This window comes from Mesorhizobium sp. LNJC394B00 (assembly GCF_000502555.1).
In the GTDB taxonomy this organism is placed as follows: Bacteria; Pseudomonadota; Alphaproteobacteria; order Rhizobiales; family Rhizobiaceae; genus Mesorhizobium.
In genome coordinates, this window is record NZ_AYWH01000002.1 from 1,142,638 (window position 1) to 1,164,609 (window position 21,972).

The 21,972-nt window shown below is 62.8% G+C and carries 25 protein-coding genes; 9 read left to right on the forward strand and 16 right to left on the reverse strand.

Translation table 11 applies throughout. The features are described 5' to 3' along the window. Positions 1–2 precede the first annotated feature (2 nt). From X751_RS154060 to X751_RS154045, 4 genes are read right to left on the reverse strand one after another with little or no spacing between them, the layout of a single operon-like run. Positions 3–1,103, reverse strand: a complete 1,101-nt coding sequence (locus tag X751_RS154060; protein ID WP_023744470.1) for a glycosyltransferase family 4 protein — start codon at positions 1,101–1,103, stop codon at positions 3–5. Further along, positions 1,088–2,380: a TIGR04295 family B12-binding domain-containing radical SAM protein gene (locus X751_RS154055; protein WP_023725527.1), complete on the reverse strand. Its 1,293-nt coding sequence runs from the start codon at positions 2,378–2,380 to the stop codon at positions 1,088–1,090. The genes X751_RS154060 and X751_RS154055 overlap by 16 nt, the downstream gene beginning before the upstream one ends. After that, positions 2,377–3,450, reverse strand: coding sequence for a GDP-mannose 4,6-dehydratase (locus X751_RS154050; RefSeq protein ID WP_023744471.1), 1,074 nt, complete (start codon positions 3,448–3,450; stop codon positions 2,377–2,379). Before X751_RS154050 ends, X751_RS154055 begins: the two co-directional genes overlap by 4 nt. After that, positions 3,447–4,553 carry an SDR family NAD(P)-dependent oxidoreductase gene (locus X751_RS154045; RefSeq protein WP_023729530.1) on the reverse strand — a complete coding sequence of 369 codons (1,107 nt, stop codon included), beginning with the start codon at positions 4,551–4,553 and terminating at the stop codon, positions 3,447–3,449. Before X751_RS154045 ends, X751_RS154050 begins: the two co-directional genes overlap by 4 nt. A gap of 217 nt (positions 4,554–4,770) precedes the next feature. On the opposite strand from X751_RS154045, the gene X751_RS154040 reads away from it, so the two are divergent. Beyond that, positions 4,771–5,046: a hypothetical protein gene (locus X751_RS154040; protein WP_023667991.1), complete on the forward strand. Its 276-nt coding sequence runs from the start codon at positions 4,771–4,773 to the stop codon at positions 5,044–5,046. A 215-nt stretch (positions 5,047–5,261) separates the two neighbouring features. Here X751_RS154040 and X751_RS154035 read toward each other — a convergent pair whose 3' ends face one another. The 4 genes from X751_RS154035 to X751_RS154020 all read right to left on the reverse strand — a co-directional run bounded on the left by X751_RS154035 (position 5,262) and on the right by X751_RS154020 (position 8,589). After that, the gene (locus tag X751_RS154035) at positions 5,262–5,588 is read right to left on the reverse strand and encodes a low affinity iron permease family protein (RefSeq protein WP_023744472.1); all 327 of its coding nucleotides are present in this window, start codon (positions 5,586–5,588) and stop codon (positions 5,262–5,264) included. 110 nt (positions 5,589–5,698) lie between these two features. Continuing rightward, positions 5,699–6,181, reverse strand: coding sequence for a DUF2269 domain-containing protein (locus X751_RS154030; protein ID WP_023667993.1), 483 nt, complete (start codon positions 6,179–6,181; stop codon positions 5,699–5,701). Further along, positions 6,181–7,467 (reverse strand): SDR family oxidoreductase, encoded by a 1,287-nt coding sequence (locus tag X751_RS154025; RefSeq protein ID WP_023744473.1) that lies wholly within the window; start codon positions 7,465–7,467, stop codon positions 6,181–6,183. The genes X751_RS154030 and X751_RS154025 overlap by 1 nt, the downstream gene beginning before the upstream one ends. 165 nt (positions 7,468–7,632) lie before the next feature. Then, positions 7,633–8,589, reverse strand: a complete 957-nt coding sequence (locus X751_RS154020) for an NAD(P)/FAD-dependent oxidoreductase (protein WP_031214590.1) — start codon at positions 8,587–8,589, stop codon at positions 7,633–7,635. 188 nt (positions 8,590–8,777) lie between these two features. On the opposite strand from X751_RS154020, the gene X751_RS154015 reads away from it, so the two are divergent. The 8 genes from X751_RS154015 to X751_RS153980 all read left to right on the forward strand — a co-directional run bounded on the left by X751_RS154015 (position 8,778) and on the right by X751_RS153980 (position 15,407). After that, entirely contained in the window at positions 8,778–9,119 is a 342-nt protein-coding gene (locus tag X751_RS154015; protein ID WP_023667997.1) for a DUF768 domain-containing protein, read from the forward strand. A 157-nt stretch (positions 9,120–9,276) separates the two neighbouring features. Beyond that, the gene (locus X751_RS154010) at positions 9,277–10,311 is read left to right on the forward strand and encodes an ABC transporter substrate-binding protein (RefSeq protein WP_031214592.1); all 1,035 of its coding nucleotides are present in this window, start codon (positions 9,277–9,279) and stop codon (positions 10,309–10,311) included. 10 nt (positions 10,312–10,321) lie between these two features. Beyond that, positions 10,322–11,089, forward strand: coding sequence for an ABC transporter permease subunit (locus X751_RS154005; protein WP_023667999.1), 768 nt, complete (start codon positions 10,322–10,324; stop codon positions 11,087–11,089). Continuing rightward, positions 11,089–11,760: an ATP-binding cassette domain-containing protein gene (locus X751_RS154000; protein ID WP_031204093.1), complete on the forward strand. Its 672-nt coding sequence runs from the start codon at positions 11,089–11,091 to the stop codon at positions 11,758–11,760. Before X751_RS154005 ends, X751_RS154000 begins: the two co-directional genes overlap by 1 nt. Further along, a complete protein-coding gene (locus tag X751_RS153995; RefSeq protein WP_023744476.1) occupies positions 11,757–12,932 on the forward strand; it encodes a branched-chain amino acid ABC transporter substrate-binding protein in 1,176 nt (391 codons plus the stop codon). Before X751_RS154000 ends, X751_RS153995 begins: the two co-directional genes overlap by 4 nt. Then, a complete protein-coding gene (locus X751_RS153990; RefSeq protein ID WP_023744477.1) occupies positions 12,920–13,882 on the forward strand; it encodes a PQQ-dependent catabolism-associated beta-propeller protein in 963 nt (320 codons plus the stop codon). Before X751_RS153995 ends, X751_RS153990 begins: the two co-directional genes overlap by 13 nt. Continuing rightward, entirely contained in the window at positions 13,879–14,604 is a 726-nt protein-coding gene (locus X751_RS153985; protein WP_023744478.1) for an ATP-binding cassette domain-containing protein, read from the forward strand. The genes X751_RS153990 and X751_RS153985 overlap by 4 nt, the downstream gene beginning before the upstream one ends. Further along, positions 14,601–15,407 (forward strand): ABC transporter permease, encoded by an 807-nt coding sequence (locus X751_RS153980; RefSeq protein WP_023681112.1) that lies wholly within the window; start codon positions 14,601–14,603, stop codon positions 15,405–15,407. Before X751_RS153985 ends, X751_RS153980 begins: the two co-directional genes overlap by 4 nt. Before the next feature lies 1 nt (position 15,408). Here the strand turns inward: X751_RS153980 and X751_RS153975 are convergent, their stop codons facing one another. The 8 genes from X751_RS153975 to X751_RS153940 are packed head-to-tail and all read right to left on the reverse strand — an operon-like array spanning position 15,409 to position 21,928. Continuing rightward, a complete protein-coding gene (locus X751_RS153975; protein WP_023712217.1) occupies positions 15,409–15,825 on the reverse strand; it encodes a c-type cytochrome in 417 nt (138 codons plus the stop codon). Next, positions 15,806–16,684 carry a cytochrome c oxidase assembly protein gene (locus X751_RS153970; RefSeq protein WP_023744479.1) on the reverse strand — a complete coding sequence of 293 codons (879 nt, stop codon included), beginning with the start codon at positions 16,682–16,684 and terminating at the stop codon, positions 15,806–15,808. Before X751_RS153970 ends, X751_RS153975 begins: the two co-directional genes overlap by 20 nt. Beyond that, on the reverse strand, positions 16,681–17,022 hold the full coding sequence (locus X751_RS153965) for a hypothetical protein (protein WP_023691432.1): 342 nt from the start codon (positions 17,020–17,022) through the stop codon (positions 16,681–16,683). The genes X751_RS153970 and X751_RS153965 overlap by 4 nt, the downstream gene beginning before the upstream one ends. Continuing rightward, the gene (locus X751_RS153960; protein WP_023681116.1) at positions 17,022–17,627 is read right to left on the reverse strand and encodes a cytochrome c oxidase subunit III; all 606 of its coding nucleotides are present in this window, start codon (positions 17,625–17,627) and stop codon (positions 17,022–17,024) included. Before X751_RS153960 ends, X751_RS153965 begins: the two co-directional genes overlap by 1 nt. Then, on the reverse strand, positions 17,624–19,600 hold the full coding sequence (gene ctaD / locus X751_RS153955) for a cytochrome c oxidase subunit I (RefSeq protein ID WP_023744480.1): 1,977 nt from the start codon (positions 19,598–19,600) through the stop codon (positions 17,624–17,626). Before ctaD ends, X751_RS153960 begins: the two co-directional genes overlap by 4 nt. Next, positions 19,597–20,610, reverse strand: a complete 1,014-nt coding sequence (coxB, locus tag X751_RS153950; protein ID WP_023744481.1) for a cytochrome c oxidase subunit II — start codon at positions 20,608–20,610, stop codon at positions 19,597–19,599. The genes ctaD and coxB overlap by 4 nt, the downstream gene beginning before the upstream one ends. Beyond that, positions 20,607–21,140 (reverse strand): c-type cytochrome, encoded by a 534-nt coding sequence (locus tag X751_RS153945; protein WP_023687809.1) that lies wholly within the window; start codon positions 21,138–21,140, stop codon positions 20,607–20,609. Before X751_RS153945 ends, coxB begins: the two co-directional genes overlap by 4 nt. After that, positions 21,137–21,928, reverse strand: a complete 792-nt coding sequence (locus tag X751_RS153940) for a substrate-binding domain-containing protein (RefSeq protein WP_245265755.1) — start codon at positions 21,926–21,928, stop codon at positions 21,137–21,139. The genes X751_RS153945 and X751_RS153940 overlap by 4 nt, the downstream gene beginning before the upstream one ends. Between the last annotated feature and the right edge of the window lie 44 nt (positions 21,929–21,972).

Consider the following 21,972-nt stretch of genomic DNA (forward strand, 5'->3'; position numbering starts at 1 on the left):
GATCAGCGCTCCGCCATCGCTAAGGCCGCTTTGTCGTAGACGCCGCGCATAGCCGCTGTCTGCTTTGTCAGCCTAAACCTGCGGCTGCGTCGGATGGCTGCCTGGCCAAGCTCTCGCCGGAGCTCGGCATCGCTGGAGAGACGGTTGAGGCAGGCAGCGAGATCGTGCGGATCGCGCGCGTCAAAGAATATCGCGGCCCCGTCCCATAGTTCGCGATAGGTGGCGATATCGGAAAGCACCAGGGGCGTAGCCGACATGGCGGCTTCCAGCGCGGCCAGGCCGAATGGCTCGTAGAGCGATGGCGATACGAAAATACCCGCGCGAGCCATCAACGAACGCACCTCATCGGACGGCACTGCTCCCAGAGGAACAGCATGGCTGAAGCTGACATGCTCGCCGTTTGGGCCGTTCGTCGAACCGGCGGCAAACAGAGGCCATCGCGTCAGGGACGCCGCCTGATCGACCACCGCCGCATTTTTGCCCTCGTCCCACCAGCGGGCAGCGGCGAAGACGAGCGGTTGATGCTTTTCGGCCTTCGGCAGAGGACGGGCACCATTTGTGACCACACTCAAGCGCGCGATCGGGCCGTAGCAGGTCTCTAGCATGTCGGCATGGCTGCGGCTCGGCGCGATGACCGCGTCGGCCCGATCCATGCCGCGTCTGTTGCGCTCCTTCTGCCAGGCCCATGCCCCATCCGCCGCCTGTCCTCTGACCGCATGGAACCAGGTCGTCACGCAGGAATGGGAGACCACCACGACCGGGCATGGCGCGTCGAATCCCGCCGCCTGCGAAGGCGCGTTGAAATGGACAAGGTCGATGGCGTGGTCGCGCATGGGCGCATGCAACTCCCGCGGCAGCGCGTCGAGATCACCGCCGTTGCGGGTCATCCAATCCGGCGGCGTGTTCAGCCAGATCAGCTTCGCGAAAGCCTCCGCCTCGTCGGCCTGGTGCCTGGACGGTGGCGGACCGAGACCGGCAAGCACTACGCTATCGCCGCCGTTGACAAGTTCCCTGGCCAGGTCGAGCGCATAGCGCCACACGCCGCCCACGGCATCGACCGTCATCAGGATGCGCCGCGAGCGCGGCGTCAGTGTCCGCAACATGTCGCCTCCAGTTCCGCCAGCGGACGCGGGCGCCTTTCCTGGATATCGCTGAACTTCTGGAATGATGCGAGATAGTGATCATGGGCGCGCTCCCAGGCGAGGTCGTCGGGTTCGCCCCAAAGCTCGCGATAGCTTGGCGAACTCGGATATGGATAAAGCGGTACGGGTTCATTGGCCCATACGCCGTTGTCGATGAGGTGCGTTCGCCAGTAATCGACGAGGGCAGGGTCATCCTCGACGACGCCGATCAGATTGGCCTGTACGAATGGAACGTGACGCCTGGCATTGACGAGCAGCGCGGCGAGTTCCTCGGTACCCAGCCGGCAGCGCTTCGCGAGCATCGCACGACCTTCCACGGTCAGGCTTTCGAGACCGGCCTCGATGGAGACGCAGCCGGCCGCACCAAGCAATTCCAGCAGCTCGGGCTTCCAAAGGTCGATGCGGGTCTGCACACCGAACTTCACGTCGCGATGGATCAACGCTTCCAGCAGCGCTTTTTGCGGCAGGAAGATTTCATCGATGAAATAAATGTAGCCGACCCCCTGGGCAATCAGCCCATCGATTTCCGCTATGACAGCCTCGTGGTTTCGGCGGCGATAGGCATCGCGGAAATCGATCTTGGCGCAGAAGCTGCAATTGTAGGGGCAGCCGCGCGATGCTTCGACCTCCGCGCCGAACCCAACCTGCTTGTCATCGAACCTGTGATGGTGATGCGAATGGGCTGCGATCCAGTCTGATGGCCATTGGAGTGGCGGATGATCGACAAACGAGCTGGCGTGGACGCCGCCGTTCAAAACCACCTTGGCGTCGCGCAGGTAAGCGGTCGAGGGGACCGCGCTCCAGTCGTCGCGCCGGGCAAGTTCCGCGACGATTTCCTCGCATTCGCCGCGCACAACAATGTCGACGCCAAGCTTGCGCAAGGTTGGCGCGGGCGTAGCCGAGCCATGCGGCCCGACCGCGACTGTGCGTCCACCGCGCCCGGCGAGACGGTTGAGGAAATCGGCCGGCACGCGCAACTCGGGTGGTGCGCAGCGCCAGAACAGATAAGTCGGGGCGGTACTGACGACCGTCATTGCAGGCGCGAAATCAGCCACACGCTCGGAGAGGTCCGAGTTGTCGAGCTTCTGCAATTGCCCATCCAGCATCAACACCTCATGGCCGGCTGTTTCGAGGAGGGATTTCGAATAGCCGAGTTCCAGCGGGAGATGTGGTTGGCGGCAGCCGAAATAGATGCTGTCGTCATAGGTCCAGAACGGGTTTACCAGGGCGATTTTCATGCGACGTACCTCACGACTTCGGGGCGAGGCTGGAGCCGGTGTTGTTGCAGCCAGTCTGCGAGATCGCGAATGCCTTCGCGCCATGAAACACGAGCTTTCCAGCCAAGCATCGCTTTGATCTTGCGGGTGTCGGCGACGAAGAAGGGCTGATCGCCGGTGCGTTCGTCATCATGGCGGATCGAAAGCTCATGGCCGGTCAAGCTACGGATTTCGCTCAACAGCATGCGCAGGCTGATCGCATTATCGGGGCCGCCGCCAAGATTGAATGCCTGGCCTTTGGTCGTCTCGATACGATCGAGCGCGGCCCTGTAGGCGGCGACCGCATCGGAGACATGCAGTATATCGCGCACTTGTCTGCCGTCGCCGTAAATGGTGATTGGACGTCCCGTCAGCGCACTCAGCAGGAAGTGCGCGACCCAGCCTTGATCCTCGGTTCCGAACTGGCGCGGCCCGTAGATGCAGCTCATCCGCAGCACCGCCGTGGGCATGCCGTAGGATTTGGCATAGTCGAGCACATATTGGTCCGCCGCGCCTTTGGAGCAGCCATAGGGCGTGCAGAAATCCAGGCCGTGGGTCTCGTCGATGCCATTCGCTTGGATGATGCCGTCGCAAGGCAGGTAACGATCGCCGTCCTCGCGCACCGCGACGTCGGGCAGGCTGCCATAGACCTTGTTGGTGCTGGCGAAGACCACCGGAACAAACTCACTGCTCAGCCGCGCCGCCTCGAGGACATTGAACGTTCCTCGAAGGTTGATGTCGAAATCCTCGTCCGGTTGGACCAGGCTCGTTGTGACGGCGGTTTGCGCGGCCAGGTGGAAGATCGCCTTGGAACTCTTCAGAACGGGCGCAAGCGCGTTGGCGTCGCGCACGTCAATCGTTTCGACCATGAGGCGGCTTCCGTGTTTCTGCGCCAGCCATTCAAGGTTCTGTTCGACGCCGGGGCGGCTGAGATTGTCGATCACCAGCACCGGCTCGCCATCCGACAACAGGCTGTCGGCCAGGTTCGATCCTATGAAGCCGCTGCCGCCGACAATGGCGACGGGCGCGTCGCGTCGATTGCGCGTATTCATGACACCAGCCCACGTTCTTCAAGCTCGCGTTTCATGTCGGCGCCGCGGTCGATGGCGGACGAGTTGCGCACCCAGGAAACGAAATCGGCGAGCGAATTCTCCAGTTGTTGCCTCGGCTCGAAACCGAGCAGCTCACGGGCCTTGGAAATATCGGCGAAGCAGTTGCGGATATCGCCGGAGCGCGCCTTGCCGAGCAACTCTGGCGAGCGGTCCGGCGTTCCCATGGCCTCGGCAAGTACCCGCGCGACGTCGCTGATGGCATAGGCTCGGCCGCTGCCGATGTTGATGACGTGACCCCTTGCCTGGCGTTGCTGCAGCGCAAGACGAAAGGCGCGGGCGACGTCATCCACATGGACGAAATCGCGTTTCTGTTCGCCATCCTCGAAGATCATTGGACGTTGGCCGTTGGCGAGACGCGAAGCAAAATTGGCCAACACGCCGGTATAGGGGTTCGATAACGCCTGGCCGGCGCCGAAGACGTTGAACAGGCGCAGCGCCACCGCATCGACGCCATAGGCTTCGCCGAAGATCAGCACGGCGCGTTCCTGGGCGTATTTCGTCAGTGCATAGATAGAGGCGAGATCGACCGGCTTTTCCTCGTCCGTCGGCAGGGGGGAGAGGGGTTCGCCTTCCGGCGACAGCGGATTCCACTGCCCGTTTTTGATGTCGCTCGCTTTGCGCCGGGCGTTGTCGATGCGCCGGCCGTCCGATGTAGCATAGAGGCCCTCGCCATAGACACTCATCGACGAGGCGACGACAATGCGCTCGACCGGGTGTTTGATCAGCGCCTCAAGCAGCGTCGCGGTGCCGAGATCGTTGGTGCCGACATAGCGCGCGATCTCGTACATCGACTGTCCGACGCCGACTTCCGCGGCCAGATGAATGACCGCGTCAACGCCTTCCAGCGCATTGGCGACTGCCTCCCGGTCCCGAATGTCGCCCTTGATCAGCTCGGCCCCGGCGGGAAGGGCGACTGTTTCGCCTGCGTGCACCTGCTCCAGCAGCACATCCAAAATGCGAACCGAATAATCCTGCTCGATGAGTTCCTGGGCGACATGCCGGCCAATGAAGCCGCAGCCCCCTGTAACCAATATCCGTTTCACGACCACTCCTCAGACAGGTAATCTTGGCGACCCGAACTTTTCGGCAAAAGGTTTGTTCCCTTGGCTTCAACAAAGTTCCTTTGGCCGGCTTCGTTCGGAAGCAGCCACATCGCGCTCGCCGCGCCGTGCCGGAACATTGCCGCCCTTGTGCTGTTAGGACGCCGGCAGCCCCGACGATGCCCGATGTTGGCAACGCCGATGATCAAAGGAGATTTCAATGTCCCAGTCGCAAACGACCACCAATCACGACGAAATCCGCAAATGGGCCGAGGAGCGGGATGGACGGCCGGCAGTGGTTCGCACCAAAGGCGCGGGCGGCATCCTGCGGATCGACTTCGGCAAACCCGAGGAAGCATTCGAGCCGGTCGAATGGGACGAGTTCTTCCGCATATTCGACGAGAACGATCTGGCCTTTCTTTACCAGTCCAAGACTGGTGACGGACAAACCAGCCGTTTCAACAAGTTCGTCGAGCGCAACCAGAAAGGCGAATGACGCACTTCGAGCCGGCCGATTTGCCTGACCTGGTTCTCGGGCAAATTTTTCTGGATGCAGTGGAACAATAGAGGGCTCCGATCCTTCGGTCGCTGAACCACAGCCGCAGCAAGGATCGAAGGCCTGGGCCTGAGCGCAGGAGGCGGCGGGGCTGGATAGGCGTCAAAAGCTGGAAACCCGCTACTCGTCCTGCCGTGAAACCAAAACGCCGCTCATCAGTCGTCCTGCTGCCTGCGGTGGCGGTGTTTTTCGATTTCCTCGGGCTCTTCATCGTCGATCCGCGTGATGTTCGAGGCATTGTGGTCTGATCGCAGGATCTCATCCAGTTTGGCGTGAATGGCCTGAGTGTCGCGGTGCTCGGCACGCTGGATGAACAGCGTCATGGCCCACGTAAACAAGGTAGCCGCTCCATGCCAGTCCAGGGTCTGTCGCTCGAAGATCATCCAAAGGATTGCGTAGACCAACAGGATCAGGAATGCCGCGGGGCGGGAGGTTAATGTGCCGATTGAGGTAAGCACGCCGGTGACGGGATGACTGGCCATGCGAAAGAACTCGCGGCAGTGACCGTGGTTCCCGACCGCAGTGCATCGCGCCGGCAGGAGCCAGCTAGGCGCGACGGATGAATTCACGGCGCAGTGCTTGCCGATCACAGCTACAACGATGACCACTCGATTGCCGGGCGCGCAATCATCAGCCAGAAAATGGCGAGCACGGCGCCGAAAGCTGGGAAGCCGAAGACAAACCAGCGTCTGAACAGCTGATGGTAGCGCTCGGGAGGAGGTTGGTTGGAGAGTGCGGCCTGTGTGGCTAGATTTCGCATCTCGATCTGCATCCACACGACAGGCAGCCAGAACAGGCCCGTTAAGATGTAGAGCAGGATCGAGAGAACGATCCATCCTTCGGACAGCGAATACCCCGCAACCCTAGCGAGGCCCAGTCCGGTCAGAGGTTGTGCGACAACGGCCATAGCCGTGAACAGGAAATCAGCCAGCACGACAATGCGGGCGACGGCTGCGATCGTCGCGGCATTCCCGGTCCGGTGTGCCAAAAGCATGAAAAAAGCAATGCCGGCACCAGTTCCGAGCAGCACAGCAGCGCCGATCACGTGCAGGTATTTAAGCACGAAGTACGTCATCAGCGTTCCTCCAGAATGGCCAGCGCTGCAAAATGCAGAACGAGGATCGGGAGGATTTTGATCAGCGGCCCGAGTGGCTCAAGCCAAAGATCCGGCCGCAGAATGCTCCCAGCGATCGCATAGCAAAGCGATACCGCGATTGCGCCGAAAAGACCAAGCCGGCTGGTTGGGCGCCAGGCGATAAGCGCCCCGACGGCGATGTCAGCCAGCGCGCCGGCGACTACCGCCGGTTCGGCCAAGGGGCCGGCAGCAGTGCCAATCAGCAAGTCAACTCCGCTGCGCCAGCCGGCAGTGAGGGAAATGATGCCGGTCATGATCCAGAAGAGCGGCAAGATGACAAAGAGCGCCGGCTTGACGAAGTAAAGACCGGCGAACCATCGCTCCTGCACCGTCGCAGGATTTAAACGCAGTGCAGATGTAAGACTTGATGGTTGAATGCCGGTCGCCGTCATCCAGGGTTGGGGATCGCCGACAGCGCCACGGGCAATCTCTTTTGCTGCATTGCTGCGCATCGGCGGGCGCCAGCCCAGCTGAGCCGCGGCATCCCCGAACCTGTACAAGATAGCTGCGGCCCAATTCGGCAAGATGAACTCCCGAGCACTGCTCCATCCGAACCAGCGGCGATAGCGACCCACGACCTCGCTCATCGAAAGTGCCTCGGGCCCAGCCAGGTCCAGCGTGAGGTGCGATGGGCTGCCGGGTTTGAGGAAGAACAGGACGGTGGAGATGACGTCATCGAGTTGGACGACTTGGAGACGGCCCGTGCCGGGCATCAACGGCAAGAGCGGCAAAGCCGCGAGGCCGCGAACCAGTGCACTTGCGCCGAAGGCCGGCCTTCCCAGTACTACGGAGGGGCGCAGGATGACCCAGTCAAGGCTACGTGCCATCAGTGCCTCATCGCCGGCGAGCTTGCTGGCGGAAAAGGCGGACGGCTGCTGGCGATCGACCCCGATGGCAGAAAAGTGGATCACCTTGTTCACACCTTCTTGCTCACACGCGGTGAAGAGAGCCGAGGCGCCGGTAGAATGGACATGCCGGGTGTTTTCCCGGGCACTATCCTGCAGGACGCCGGCACAGTTTACGACGGCGTCCACACCGGCGAGGTAGGGGGTCCAGTCCTGAGGTCGCAAGCCCCGCGCCATATCCAGGGAAACGGTTTGGATCTCCGGGTGGACGCCAGTGTCTGCGTGGTGAAGCACGCGAACCACTTCATGACTCTCGCCGGCCAGGCGCGCGCAAAGCGCGGCTCCAATCAGACCTGACGCGCCGGTGACGAGAATTTTCATTCCTTCCTCCAGCCGTTCGCCAGCGCGTGCCCGTCCATCAACCCAGCGGCTGCGCCTGGGACAACTCTAGCAAAGCCGAAGCCGGTAGTCTCACGCCGGGTGGAACAGGTTCCGGGCATCAACGCAGCCAAAGGTGAGCCGGTACGGTGCGTTCGCATCTGCAGGTCAACTTCGCCGGAAGTTCGTCGCCGGCTCGGCGCAATCGCGGAGGTCGTTATGAATGTGAGTTGCAGCCTTGGCGGCGTCTCCGAACGCAACAGCAATTTGATTGAGCCCCTCGGCCACGTCGCCAATGGCATAGAGTCCTGGCGTTGAAGTCTCAAGGTGTCGGTTGACCAGGACATAGCCTTCTGCGTCACAGTTAGCCCCCAGAGCAACCGCTAGTTCGGAGCGTACGTCGCTGCCCATCGAAGGGTACACCACATCGATGTTGCGCATCGGGGCGCCCTCGGCCATGACGACATCGAACCCGGTTCGTCGAGGGATCAGGTCATCGACAGCGTCCCAGATTTCAACTCCGCCTGCCAAGGCGGCGCCGCGGGCAGCTTCGGAAACATCATCCTGGTTATTGGCGAGCAAGGCGACCTGACTGCCATATCCCTTCAGGAACAGAGCCTCCCTGACGGCGAGATGCTCCGGACCAACAACGCCGATGCGGCTACCCCGGGCCTCATATGCATCGCAAACCGGGCACAGTCTGACAATGCCGGTTGCGATCGCCTCCTCCAGTCTTTCAATGGGAGGTGCCTTGTCCACAATGCCCGTTGCCAGAATCACGCGCCTTGCTTGGACAATCCCGCAGGTGGTCGTCAGAACAAAAAACCCCTCGCGTTTTTCGGCGTGGCCTACGCAACCATGGACAAGGCTCGCGCCGTATAGCTGTGCCTGGGCTCGTAGGCGGCCGAGCAGTTCTTCCCCGCTGATGCCGTCGGGGAAGCCGGGACAGTTACGGGATTTTGGGATGAGCTTGGCACGCGCATGCCCCGCGTCGAGCGAGATCACCGAACGCAGAAACCTGGCTAAATACATGGCTGCAGCGAGCCCCGCGGGGCCGCCGCCGACGATGGCAACGTCAAAAACTTGTTCGCCCGAAAAACTTGGTTCGCCCGAAAAGCTTGGCATAGGGCCTAACTTCAACTCAACAAGCTTGTTCCACAGGGTCGAAATGGACGCAATCAGGATGCACACTGCGCGATAAGAGTGAACTCCAATCGAGTCGTGAAGAGAAAGGCCACTGCCTCATCAAGCCTGCAAAAACCTCGTGGCTCCCAACGCTGTGAGTACAGCACCACTGGGAAAGTGAACGCATCATGGAACTTCGGCTCATCGTCGCGCTTAGTTTGGCGAAAGGGTGGTCTGAGATGAGCGCGACCAGAGAGTTTTTTCAAAACTGGCTACAGGAGAATGTCGGCACACTTCCTGGTCGAGAGGAAGTCAGCGTCGCGGTGCTCGCTCAGCAATTCGAGCAAGATGCCGAGGTGGCTGGTTATGGGCGTGAAGTAAGGGAGGACGAACTCGGAAACATCGAAGATGCTATCGTGCAAGCGATCGAGAACGCCGGGTCCGGGGTGCAGAGCCCGAGCTCCGAAAAGAGCGATCCGGCACCTGTAATGGACGCGTTGGAGGTCGATGATGCCAAGAGCGGACCGTAGCCCCTGACACCTTCTTCTGTTCGCCTGAACAAGCCCCCCCGGGCTGCTTACGAGCTGAAAAACGGACCTTAGGTGCTTTCCCGTTAGTTCCATGCACCATTGAGGAACATTCCTGCCGCCACGGCGTTAGGAAAGTTCCTTCACACCCGGTGCGCCCGTGCTGACTGCTACCCTTCCAGGCGAATGGCTGACCCGGCATGATCAGGGTCACATCTCGCGGCGGGCCGCTCTTGCGGGTATTTGTTGCTGGCTATTGGGTGCTTCCGCAGAAGCCGCGCCACAGCCATCGCCGCTCGTGCGATTTGGCGTGCTGGGATTTGGCACCGCCGCCTGGGAAGTTGACGTCATGCGGCGACATGCGTTGGACACTGTGCACGGCGTATCAATCGAGGCTCAGCGGCTTGCCGGTACCGAAGCCGGTAAGACCGCATTGCTGGCGGGCAGCGTCGACGTCATCGTTTCGGACTGGGTGTGGGTCATGCGCCAGCGCAGCGAAGGCGCTGATCTGGTCTTCTATCCCTATTCTCGTGCCGTCGGCGCGCTGGAACTGCCGCAAGGCTCGCCCATTCGAACTCTTGCGGACCTCAAGGGCAAAAGGCTGGGGATCGCAGGTGGTCCGCTGGACAAAAGCTGGATCCTGTTGCGCGCGCTCGGCCTCCGTCAGGTGAAGCGCGATCTTGCTGAAGAGGTGGAGCCAGTGTTCGGCGCGCCGCCTTTGTTGGAGCAGGAATTTCTGGCGGGGCGACTGGATGCACTGCTGACGTTCTGGAATTTCGCCGCCCGTCTCGAGTCAGAGGGGGCAAGGCCTCTGCTCAGTGTCGCGCAAATCCTGCAGGGGCTTGGCGTATCCGTGGACTTGCCGATGCTCGGCTACGTCTTCCATGAAAGCTGGGCGCGGGCCAACCCGATAGCCCTCGCGCGATTCACGAGCGCGACCGCGGCAGCGAAGTCGCTGCTCGAGTCTTCGGACGACGAATGGCGGGTGCTCGCGCCCCAATTGGGCACGGACGATCCTCACCTACAGGCGGCGTTACGCGCCGCCTATCGAGCCGGAATCCCTCGTCGGTTCGGCAAAGCCGAACGTGATGGCGCGGCCCGGTTGTTTGCAATCCTGGCCGAATTGGGCGGCGAAGATCTGGTCGGCAAGGCGACGAGCCTCGATCCTGGTGTCTTCCGGGCCATACCGGCTTGAGCTCGCGCCAATGACCGATGTCCCAGCGTTCCCCATCACAATGCAGCGTTCGCAATCCACTGCGGCATTGCTGACCATGGTGCTCGTCTGGCAGATTGCATCATCGATCGCCGCCGATCGCCTGTTTCCTGGTCCGGTCCAGGTTGTTTCGGTTCTCCTGCACGAAGCGGTTCGGGGCGAGCTGCCATACCATTTGGGCATCTCGCTTGCGCGCGTCGTGGCAAGCCTCGGGTCGGCAATCGTCATTGGCGCGGCCCTTGGCTACGCGGCAGGCCGCTCGCACAGAGCCGACATATGGATGAGGCCTTGGATCGTGTTACTCCTCAACATGCCGGCGCTGATCACGGTCATTCTAATTTATATCTGGCTTGGTCTTGCCGAGACCGCGCTTGTCCTTGCGGTCGCGCTCAACAAGATCCCCAACGTCGTGGTGACTATTCGTGAAGGCGCCAGCCGGCTGGACAAGGACTTTGCCGAAATGGCTGAGCTCTATCGCTTCGGGCGTGCTGCAAAGCTGCAGCATGTCGTGCTGCCGCAATTGGCGCCGTTCTTTCTCGTCACCCTGCGCAGCGGGCTGGCACTAACGTGGAAGATCGTGTTGCTCGCCGAACTGCTCGGCCGCTCCAACGGCGTCGGGTTCCAGCTACAGGTCTATTTTCAGAACTTCGACGTCACCCACATCCTTGCCTATGCGATCAGCTTCGGCGTTGTGATGCTTGCCATAGAGTATGGACTGCTTGTGCCGTTGGAACGTCGTCTGTTCGCCTGGCGACGCTGATGCTGAGGATCAGGATCGAGGACAAGACTTTCCCCGGTGACGACGGCCAGCGCCGGACGATCTTTCGCGCGCTGTCGCTTGATATAGCCGACGGACAGGTCTGCGTCCTGACCGGCCCTTCCGGTGTCGGCAAGTCGACGCTGCTGTCGATCGTTTCGGGCGTCGACCGCGAATTTCGCGGCAGCGTGAGCGGACGACCGCTTCCGATAGGCATGCTGTTCCAGACACCGAGGCTGCTGCCCTGGCTCACCGCCTTGCGCAATGTAGAGCTGGCCATCCCGGATCGCGCGCCCGATGCGGCCCGGTGGCTTGCCGCTGTCGGCCTGAAAGGCAATGAGAAGAGCTATCCGCAGCGACTCTCGGGCGGTATGGCGCGGCGCGTAGCGCTTGCCCGGGCGCTCGCCGTGGAGCCTGCGCTCCTGCTCCTCGACGAGCCATTCGCTTCACTCGACGAGGCGACCGCGCAAGCCATGCGCCGCCTGCTGCAGGATTGTTTCGCCAGTCGGCGGACTACCACGCTGCTGGTTACGCATGATCTCGCCTATGCCTCGTCGCTGGGGGATCGGGTTATTGTTCTGGAGGGATCGCCGGCGCGCATCGTGCGCGATGTCGCAATCTCTCGTGGCGATGAAGCGGGATCGTCGCGCTTTGGGCTGGGGGCGACACAATGAGACTGTTGCTGGGCCTTCTCTTTCTTTTGCTGATCACCGGCCCTGGCGTCACCGAGCAACAGACGATGGTGATCGGGTATATCGGCCAGGAGCGCAAACCGGCTCTGCCCCTTGGACCCCTTGATGAAACCGTCACCGACGACGGCCTGCAAGGCGCACGGCTCGGCATTGCCGACGACGAAAGCACCGGCCGGTTTCTTGGGCAGAAATTTCGGCTGGAGGAAAGGATATTGAAACCAACCGAAACGCCGGACGACACGGTAAGACAATTCGCCGATGCCGGCATCGCCTTTGTCATCGCCGATCTCGACGCCCGTCAGCTTCTACAGGCCAGTGCCGCGCCCGGTGCCGAGCAGATGACGTTGTTCAACAGCCGGGCGCCGGACGACGAGCTTCGCCAGCAGGACTGCCGTCGGAACGTGCTGCACACGATCCCGAGCCGCGCCATGCTCGCCGACGGGCTGGCGCAATATCTCGCCTGGAAGCGCTGGCAGCGTTGGTTCCTGCTTGTGGGGCCGCATTCGCAGGATCAGGCGATGGCGGCGGCCTTTCGACGGGCGGCGGCTCGCTTCGGAGCCGAGATCACGATCGACCAGCCGTGGACATTCAGGCCCGCCAACGGACGTGCCGATACAGGGCATGTCACGCTGCAGACCGAAATACCCGCGGTCACGCAGGTCAGCGACTATGATGTGCTCGTGGTCGCCGACGAGGCGGATGAATTCGGCGCCTATCTGGAGGGCCGCACTGCGCTGCCGAGAATCGTCGCCGGCACGCAAGGGCTGGTCACCACAGGCTGGAGCGCTGTCAGCGAGGAATGGGGCGCCACGCAATTGCAGGACCGTTTCCACAGGCAGGCAGGGCGCTGGATGTTGCCCAGCGACTACGCGGCCTGGCTCGCTGTGCGCAGTACCGGCGAAGCGGCGACGCGCCTGCACAGTCTCGATCCCGCGGCAATCGGCAGATATATACGCGGCGACGCGTTTCTTCTCGCTGGCTTCAAGGGGCAGGGGCTTAGTTTCCGTCCCTGGGACGGACAGATGCGCCAGCCCATTTTGATCGCCGGGCCTCGCCTCTTGATTTCCAGCTCACCGCAACCGGGCTTCCTGCATCAGCGCACGCCGCTCGACACGCTGGGCATCGACCTGGAGGAGAGCACATGCAAGTTCTGATGACGCTGTTGTTGGCGGCGTTCGCTCTTGCTGCTCCCGCCGCCGCCGAGACCATCTACGTTTCCAATGAGCAGGATAATACCGTCGCGGTCGTCGACGGCGTGACAATGACTTTGCTGGCGACGATCGATGTCGGCCGCCGTCCGCGCGGGCTGGCGCTGTCGATCGACAACAAGATGCTTTTCGTCGCGGAAGGCGACGACAACCGCATCGACGTGGTCGACGTCGCGAAGCGGCGGGTCGTCGGGGAACTGCCTTCGGGAGCCGATCCGGAATTCTTCGCAGTCCATCCCGATGGCAAGCGGCTGTTCGTCGCCAACGAGAATGACAATCTGGTGTCGGTGGTGGACATCGCCGCGGCCAAGGTCATCGGCACCGTGGATGTCGGCGTCGAACCGGAAGGAATGGCGGCCAGCGCCGACGGCCGCTATGTCGCCTGCACTTCGGAGACCACCAGCATGGTGCATCTGATCGACGCAGGCACGCTTGAACTCGTCGACAATCTGCTGGTCGATACCCGGCCGCGCGCGGCTTTATTCTCGCCGGACGGTAAGCAATTCTGGGTGTCCTCGGAGATCCGGGGCACCGTCACCGTCTTCGACACGGCAACGCGCGCGCAGACCGGCAAAGTCGAGTTCGAGGTGCCGGGTATACGACGCGAGGGTGTGCAGGCGGTCGGCATGGCGACGTCCCGCGATGGCACGACCGTCTATGTGGCGCTCGGCCCCGCCAACAGGATTGCGGAACTCGATGTGAAAACGCTGGCGGTCCGTCGGCTCTACCTTGTTGGTCAACGACCCTGGCACGTTGCGCTCTCCGGCGACGAGAAGCGCCTGGTCAGCGCAAACGGGAATTCCGGCGATATTTCGTTTATCGATCTGGAAAACCAGGAGGTGGTGAAATCGCTGCCGGTGGGGCGGGGGCCGTGGGGCGTCGTGATCGGGCCATGAACGCCTTGTCGGTCGAGAATCTGGGCCATAGCTTCGGAAACCGGCGGGTTCTCGACGGCGTCTCTTTCTCTGTGGCCCAAGGCAGGATGTGCATCTTGCTAGGCCGCAATGGCGCCGGCAAGACGACGTTGTTCTCGCTGATCACCGGTCTTTATCACGCCCGCTCCGGCTCGGTGCATGTCTTCGACCAGGCGATGGATGTCAACCCGTCCGCCGCGTTGGCGCAGATGGGCGTCGTCTTCCAGTTGCCGACCCTCGACCTCGATCTGACGGCCGGCGAGAACCTGCGTTACCACGCGGCCTTGCATGGGCTTAGCCAGGCCTTGAGCAAGGAGCGCTCCATCCACGAACTCGGCCGGCTGGACGTGCTGGACAGGATCGACGATCCTGCCCGAGCGCTTTCCGGGGGGCAGCGTCGCCGTGTCGAGATCGCACGTGCTCTGATGCATAGCCCACGCCTTTTGCTGCTGGATGAGCCGACCACCGGGCTCGACGTGCCGGGCCGCCGCGCGCTCGAGCGGCACGTGCGGGAGCTTTGCCGCCAGCGCGGCATTGCCGTTCTGTGGACAACACATTTTCTGGAAGAACTAACGGCGGATGACGATGTGGTGGTGCTGCATCGAGGCACCATGCGGTGGGCCGGCCGCGCCGATCGCCTGGCTACCGATCTCGGTGTAGCGAGCACGGGCGAGGCCTTCGCGTCGCTGACGGAGTCCGAATGAAAACGTCTCACGCGGTGCGCGCGCTCAACGGCATCCTGCGCAGGGAGATGCTGCGCACGTTGCGGCAACGCGGCCGGCTGCTCTCGGCGATGGTACGGCCGCTGGTCTGGCTGGCAATCTTTGCCGCTGGCTTCCGCTCCGTTCTCGGTCTGTCGATCACGCCACCCTACCAGACCTATGTTCTCTATGACGTGTATGTGGTGCCCGGGCTAGCGGCCATGATGCTGCTCTTCCATGCCATGGCGAGTTCGCTGGCCATGGTCTACGATCGCGAGATGGGCAGCATGCGCTTGTTGCTGACCGCACCATTGCCGCGCTGGTACCTGCTTGCGGCGCGCCTGCTGGCCAGCGTGATCGTCGGCGTGCCGCTGGTCTATTTGTTTCTGTTGATCGCGCGTTTCTGGGATGTGCGGCCGCCCGTTCTCGGCTACGTCGCGGTATTTCCGGCGCTCGTGCTGGCGGGCCTGATGCTTGGCGCGTTCGGCCTGCTTGTCTCCTCGGTTTCGACACAGATGGAGAACTTTGCCGGTGTCATGAATTTCGTCATCTTTCCGGTGTTCTTTGCCTCGACGGCGCTCTATCCGCTGTGGCGGCTTGCCGAGGCGGGACCGGTGCTGGCAACAATCGCCGCCTGGAACCCGTTCAGCTCGGCGGTCGAGCTGATACGCTTCGCGCTCTATCTGCGGTTCGATCCTGTCGCGGCGATTGTGGTCCTTGGCTGCCTCATCGCCTTCTTCCTCGCGGCGGTCATCGGCTACGATCCCGGCCGCGGCTTGTGGTCCCGGCGCGGCGGCGAGGGCTGATTTACCTCAAAGCATAGAGATAAGCGGCGATGTCCCGCGCCTGTTGCTCGGTGATCCTCGTCGACGGCATGGCCGTGTGCGGATTGACTTCCCTCGCCGAGCGTATCCAGCGGATCATGTTCTCCGGATTGTTTGCCAGCAGGCCACCGATAAAGACCCTGTCGGCAAGGCCACCGTCCAGGCGGGGTCCGACCTGGCCTTGCGCACCCGGCACGCCGGGTATCGTATGGCAGCCGGAGCAGCCATTCGCCGTCATGATCGGAATGGCGCGAGCGCCTACGCCCCCGGTCGCCGCATCCGACTCGTGCCGGACACGGTCGCGCCGGTCGGACCACAAGGTCGCCGCTGCCACAGCCGCGGTCAGCAGCAGGATTGCGGCAAGGGCGCCCCCGATCAGCCTACCCAGGTCGGAGCGCATGTGTTGCCTCCCTGGTTGCGCTGCTGCTTATCCAAAGGCCGGCGAGCAGCAGGGCGGCGCCGCCATAGATCAAGCCGGCCGGAACCCACATTACCAATCCGGCGAGCTGCTGGTCCTCGATCGCGGTCATTCCCCACAATGCCGCGCCGGCGCCATTCTCCGGATACCAGAGTTTGGGCGACATCAGCAGCAGGACACCGAGCAGGCCGGTATGGAGCGAGGTGAAGAAAAGATGCATGACGGAGTTGCCATAGGTCTGCTGTCGACCGGGGCGCGGTAGGAGCGCCCACCAGAACAGCAAGGCTGTGCCGAGGAAGCTCGCATGCTGGGCATAATGAAGAAAGCCCTGCTGGAGCGCTGCCTGGAACAACGCCGGAATGTGCCAGATCCAGATGGCGACGCCGTGAATGATCGTCGCGTTGAGGGGACGGATCACCAGGGCCCAAACGGATTGCAGCGTCTTTGCGCGCGTGAGCTTGCCCGTCCCGCGGCGAAGTGCGGCCGGCAAGGACCAGAGCAGGACTGCGCCTGGGCAAGCGGCGACAAGGAGGGGCGCCGCCACCGCCATCAGCAGTTCATGCTCGATCATATGGGCGGCAAACACCCGCTCGCCGAGCGCATGGATGGGGCTGACCAGTGCTGCCGTCAGCACGCCCCAACCGGCGGCGAAAAACAACGCCTGCCGCATCCGCTCGGGACGGCCTCGGCTGCTGCGGCGCCACAACCGAGTCGCTCCGATGGTATAAAGGAAGGCAATCGCGGCCAGCGGAAACGTGATGGGAAATGCGAGCGTCCATCCGGCCTCGGGCGCGCCGGCGCCGTAGCAGATCGAGGTCGAGAAGAACGCGTCGAAGCTCATCGCAGGCACACGTCGAGAATGAGAGCCGCGCTGCCTTGCATGATGATGACGAGGGCAAACAGCAATGCCGCAAGCATGCCGAGATCGGCGACGAACTGCTCGGTGCTGCGCGTGCGCTCAGGCTTGAAGGCGGCGCCGCCCTGCCGCTTCGCCCGCCATGACAAGGCACCGCCGAGCAGCGAAAGCACGGCGAGCACCAGTGCCACGGGAAGCACCACCGGCACCTGGCGGTTGCACTGCCATGGTACGAGTGCGTAGTTCAGCTGCGTCGAGATTGCCCAAGCCATCGGCCCCGACAGAAGACCACCCCAGGACGTTCCCATTTTCAACGCACGCATCAGCCTAGCCTCGGCATCCAGTAGATGAGCAGATAGATCGGGATCCAGGTCAGCACCACGAAATCCCAATAGAAGACATTATCGCCGACATCGCCGAAGCGCCGGCCGCTATAGCCATGGCGTGTGAACATCAGCACCGTCAAAACGATGGTGTCGCCGACATCCGTGATCAGGTGTGTGGTGTGCAGCCCGAGCAGCACCCAGAGCATCGAGCCATAGGCGTTCGTGTCCCAGTAGATGTTCAGCGCCGGGAATTCGAACCAGCGCACGACAAGCGGGGCCAGACCGAGCAGCGACATCACCACCAGCCCGATCCGGACCGGTACGATCGCGCATTGCTTGGCATGGCCGTGGAGGATGTGATTCGGCACCACGCTGATGATAAACAGGATGGTGACGATCGTTCCGGGCCAATGGTTGGGGTGCGGGGCGCTTAGACGCCAGTTGGGCCACAAAGTGGCGAGATAGAGATATGCGCCGGCGGCCAACGCAAAGCCCATGCCTTCCAGCGCCATGAAGCCGAGCGTTCCCCACCAGGTCGGGCTGCGCGGACCATGTCCAAAGGTCGGGAGGTCCGAAAGATCCAAGCTGGGACGCTCACTCATCCCTCATCCTCCGGGTCGTCCTTGGGCCAGAACCAGCCGATCAAGGTGATGGCGATCGGCGCGGCGCCCCAGACGATCGCCCAGGGCGTGAAGATCGAATAGACAAACGTACCGCCGACAGCGATTGCCGCCAGCAGCGGCCAGATCGACGGTGTCGCCGATTTTTCGCGAATGTCGGGGTGGGCTTCCGCCACGGTTGAGATCAACAGCTCACGGACATCGACGCGGAGTCCGGTCGCCACAGGCGGCGCCTCCCGTTCGGCCCAGAGCGGCTCGACGTGTGTGACAATCGGTATCCGCGCGAAATTATAGCTTGGCGGCGGCGAAGACGTCGCCCATTCGAGCGTACCGGCATCCCAGGGATTGTTTCCGGCCAGTTCGCCCTTCAACGCGCCGTGTACAAGATTGAACGTGAACAGTACGAAGCTGAGGAAAAAGAGCACCGCGCCGGCGCTGATGAACAGGTTGATGTTGCCCCAGCCAAGCTCGGCCGGATAGGTGTAGACCCTGCGTGGCATGCCCCAGAGCCCGACGAGATGCATTGGGAAAAAAGCCGCGTTGAAGCCGATGAAAGCCAGCCAGAAATGCCAGCGCCCGAGACGCTCGCTCATCATGCGGCCGCTGATCTTGGGGAACCAGAAATAGGCCGCGCCCAGCAGCGGGAAGACCGAACCGCCGATCAGCACGTAATGGAAATGGGCGACGACGAAATAGGTGTCGTGCACCTGGAGGTCCAGCGGCACCGAAGCGAGCATGACGCCGGTGAGGCCGCCGATGACGAAGATGAAAAAGAAGCCGAACACGAACAGCAGCGGCGTGCGGATCACCGGCCTGCCGTCCCACAAGGTCGCCAGCCAGCAGAAGATCTGAACGCCATTGGGGATGGCGATCAGCATGCTCGACGCGGTGAAGAAGCTGGCGCCGAGCTTGGGTAGTCCCGTCGCGAACATGTGATGGACCCAGAGGCCGAACGAAAGGAAACCGACGGCGATCAGCGACAAGACCAGCCCGAGATGCCCGAACACGGGACGCCGGGCGAAGACCGGGATGATCGCCGAGACCATGCCCGTCGCCGGCAGGAAGATGATGTAGACCTCGGGATGGCCAAAGAACCAGAACAGATGCTGGAAGAGCAGTGCGTCGCCGCCCTCGGCCGGGTTGAAGATATGTGTGCCGACCAGCCGGTCGAGGATCAGGAAGGTCGAGGTGATCATCACCGCGGGCATGGCGAAGACGACGACGAAGGAGGTAACCAGCATTGCCCAGACGTAGAGCGGAATCCTGTCCAGCGACATGCCGGGGGCTCGCTGCTTGAACACGGTGACGATGGTTGCCACCGCGACGGCCAGGGAGGATACTTCTGTATAAGTGATCATCTGGGCCCAGACGTCGGCCCGCTTGCCCGGCGCGAATTCGGGGCCTGACAGCGGCACATAAGCAAACCAGCCGACGTCGGGCGCCATGTTGAGCGCGAAAGACACCCAGGCGAATATGCCGCCCGAAACATAGATCCAGTAGCTGAACGCATTCAGGCGGGGAAAGGCGATGTTGCGGCTGCCGACCATCAGCGGGACGAGATAGATGCCTGTCGCCTGCACGATGGGCACGGCGAACAGGAACATCATGGTCACACCATGCATCGTGAACAGCTGGTTGTAGAGGTCCGGGCCGATCAGACCGCGCTGCGGCCCTGAGAGCTGGATGCGCATGGCGACAGCGTTGAGCCCGCCCAGGCACAGAAACACGAAGGCGGTGATCAGATAGCGCCGTGCGACGACCTTGTGGTCGACGCTCGACAGCGCGCCGATGATGCCGGGGGGCGTGCGCCATGTCCGCGCCAGCCAGCGATCCAGGCTGGCATCGTCCATGCCGGTGTCGCGCGGTCCATCATGCTCGGGTGCGACGTCGCCCGCGGTAGAGGTTTCACGCACCGGCGGCAGGTCGCGTTCGCTTGTGAGATCCGCGCTGCTCATTTAAGCGCCTCGAGGTAGGCGACCATGGCGTTGAGTTCGTCGCCGCTGAGCTCCACCACCGGCATGTGGGATCCGGGCTTAATGCCCTGTGGGTCGGCTATCCAGGCGGCGAGATTGCCGCGGCTCATTGTCAATGTCCCGGCGGCAAGCGTCTGCCGGCTGGCTATATGGGTGAGGTCGGGGGCGACCGTTCCTCCGGCAGGCGTGCCGCCTATTCTGTGACACATCACGCAAGGGCGCTTCAGAAACAGATCCTGGCCGGCCTTGGCGTCGTCCCCCGTCGGAGTAGCGGCCGGCTGCAACTGGTGGTTCCACCAGGCGTCGAACTTCGCACGCGGCTCGGCGATGATGAAGGTGCCCATGTTTGCGTGCTGCGCCCCGCAGAACTCGGCGCATTGACCTCGGTAAACACCAGGCTTGTCTGCCTTGAGGTCGAGCACGTTCATGTGGCCGGGAATGAGGTCGAGCTTGCCCGAAAGGCTCGGGATCCAGAAGGAATGGATGACGTCGGTCGAGGTCAGAAGAAGCCGCACCGGCTCCCCGGCTGGGATATGGATCTCGTTCGCCGTGGTCAGGATGCGGCTTGGCGTGGCATCCTCATAGCGCACCTCCCACCACCATTGATGGCCGGTGACCCGAATGGTCAGTGCGGCATCCGAGCCGATCGCGGCGAGCGTCCTGTTGGCGAAGAAGCTCAGCAAGGTCAGTCCGATCAGGACAATGGCGGTCAACCCGACGGCGGTCATCACCGCGCGCAGCTTCCGGTCGTCGGCGCCGGCCTCGATCGCGAGCGGCTCCGCCTGCGCGCGCGACCGCATCATCAAGGGCACGACGAGGGCGATCATCACCAGCACCCACACCACGGCGCAGAGCGCGGTGAAGAACCAGATCAGCCATGCCAGTTCGCTCGCCGCGGGACCTTTCGGGTCGAGGGCGGATTGCCAGCCCGCGCATCCCTGGAGCAACAGAGCGCCGGCGGTGGCGAACGCCATCGAGACGAGACGTTTCACGGCGACTTCCCCAGCGTGGCCGCGTCGGGCATGCGGTTTTCCGACGGATGCGCCATCATGTCGTCATTGCGTTGCGGCGCGGCGGAAGACGGCGCGTTGCCGCTCAGCGAGCGCACGAAAGCCGAAAGCTCCCAGATCTGGTCGTCGGGAATCTTGTCGCGGAAGCTCGGCATGCCGTTTGGCCGACCGTCGCGGATCGTGGCATGGATGCTTTCGATCGAGCTGCCATAGAGCCACTTCTGGTCCATCAGGGCCGGCCCCATGCCGCCGCCGCCATTGGCGTGGCATCCCGAACAGTTGAACCAGCCGAAAAGCCGTTTCCCTTCGCTCATATGGAAGGCGTTGGCCTCGAAGCTCGCCGCCTTGTTATCGCTGGCGGGGGGGCGCTGTCCGCCGGGCTCCAGCGTGGTCACAGGCGTCGGCTGCTCGCCCGATCCGAGCGCCGATTGCGGGCGCGTGTCACGTTCCTCGCGCTGGCAGGCAGCGAGCGCCAGGACTGGAAACAGGAGCATGGCCACAACGGCTCTCATCGCACCGGGCTCCCCGGGGCATCGAGGCGCGGCACACCATACTGTGACAGCAAGGCATCTATCTCGACCTTGTGCCTGGACAGGGCACCATTGACATCGCCGCGCAGCGCATCGTCTTCGCGGCGGACGCCCATCGAGATGTCGTAGATCATCGGCAGTTGCGGTCCGTCGATGCGGGGCACAACCGGCGTGATGCGGAGCGGCACCTTCTGCCTGGCGGCGAAGTAGCCGGCGAGGGGGCCCCAGACCACGGCAAGGTCGATCTCGCCACTCGCCACCGCTTCGACGATGCGCGCCGGCGGGTTGGGGGCGGAATAATCGCCATACACCGGATAGCCGACGAGGTGCCCGACGATACCGCGGCGGCCAAGCGCCTGGACCGGAGGCGAATTGGCGCCATCGTCGCCGATGAGCTGAACACCGATCCGCATGTCGCGCAGCCGCGGATCATTGAACGATGCTACGTCGGGGCCGTCCCTGCGGGTGACGAAGACATAGGACGATCGGTAGTAGGGCGTGGTGGTGCGCAGCATTTCGAGGTTGCTCGGCGTGCCCGGCACGAGATCGCATAGACCGGCCTTCAGCGTGTTGCGGATGAAGCCGCGACGCTGCGCCCACCAGGTATAGGTCAGCTTCGCGCCGAGATCGGACGCAACGATCTCGGCGATCCTGTTCTCGAAGCCCTGACCTGCCGCGTTGGAGAACGGCAGGTTGTTCGGATCGGCGCAGACCCTCAGCTCACGTGCGTCGGCTGTGGCCGTCAAGAACACGAAGGCGATCGCGGCCATGCCGATCGCCAGCCGTTGACACCCCTTTCGCGCCGGACCTACGG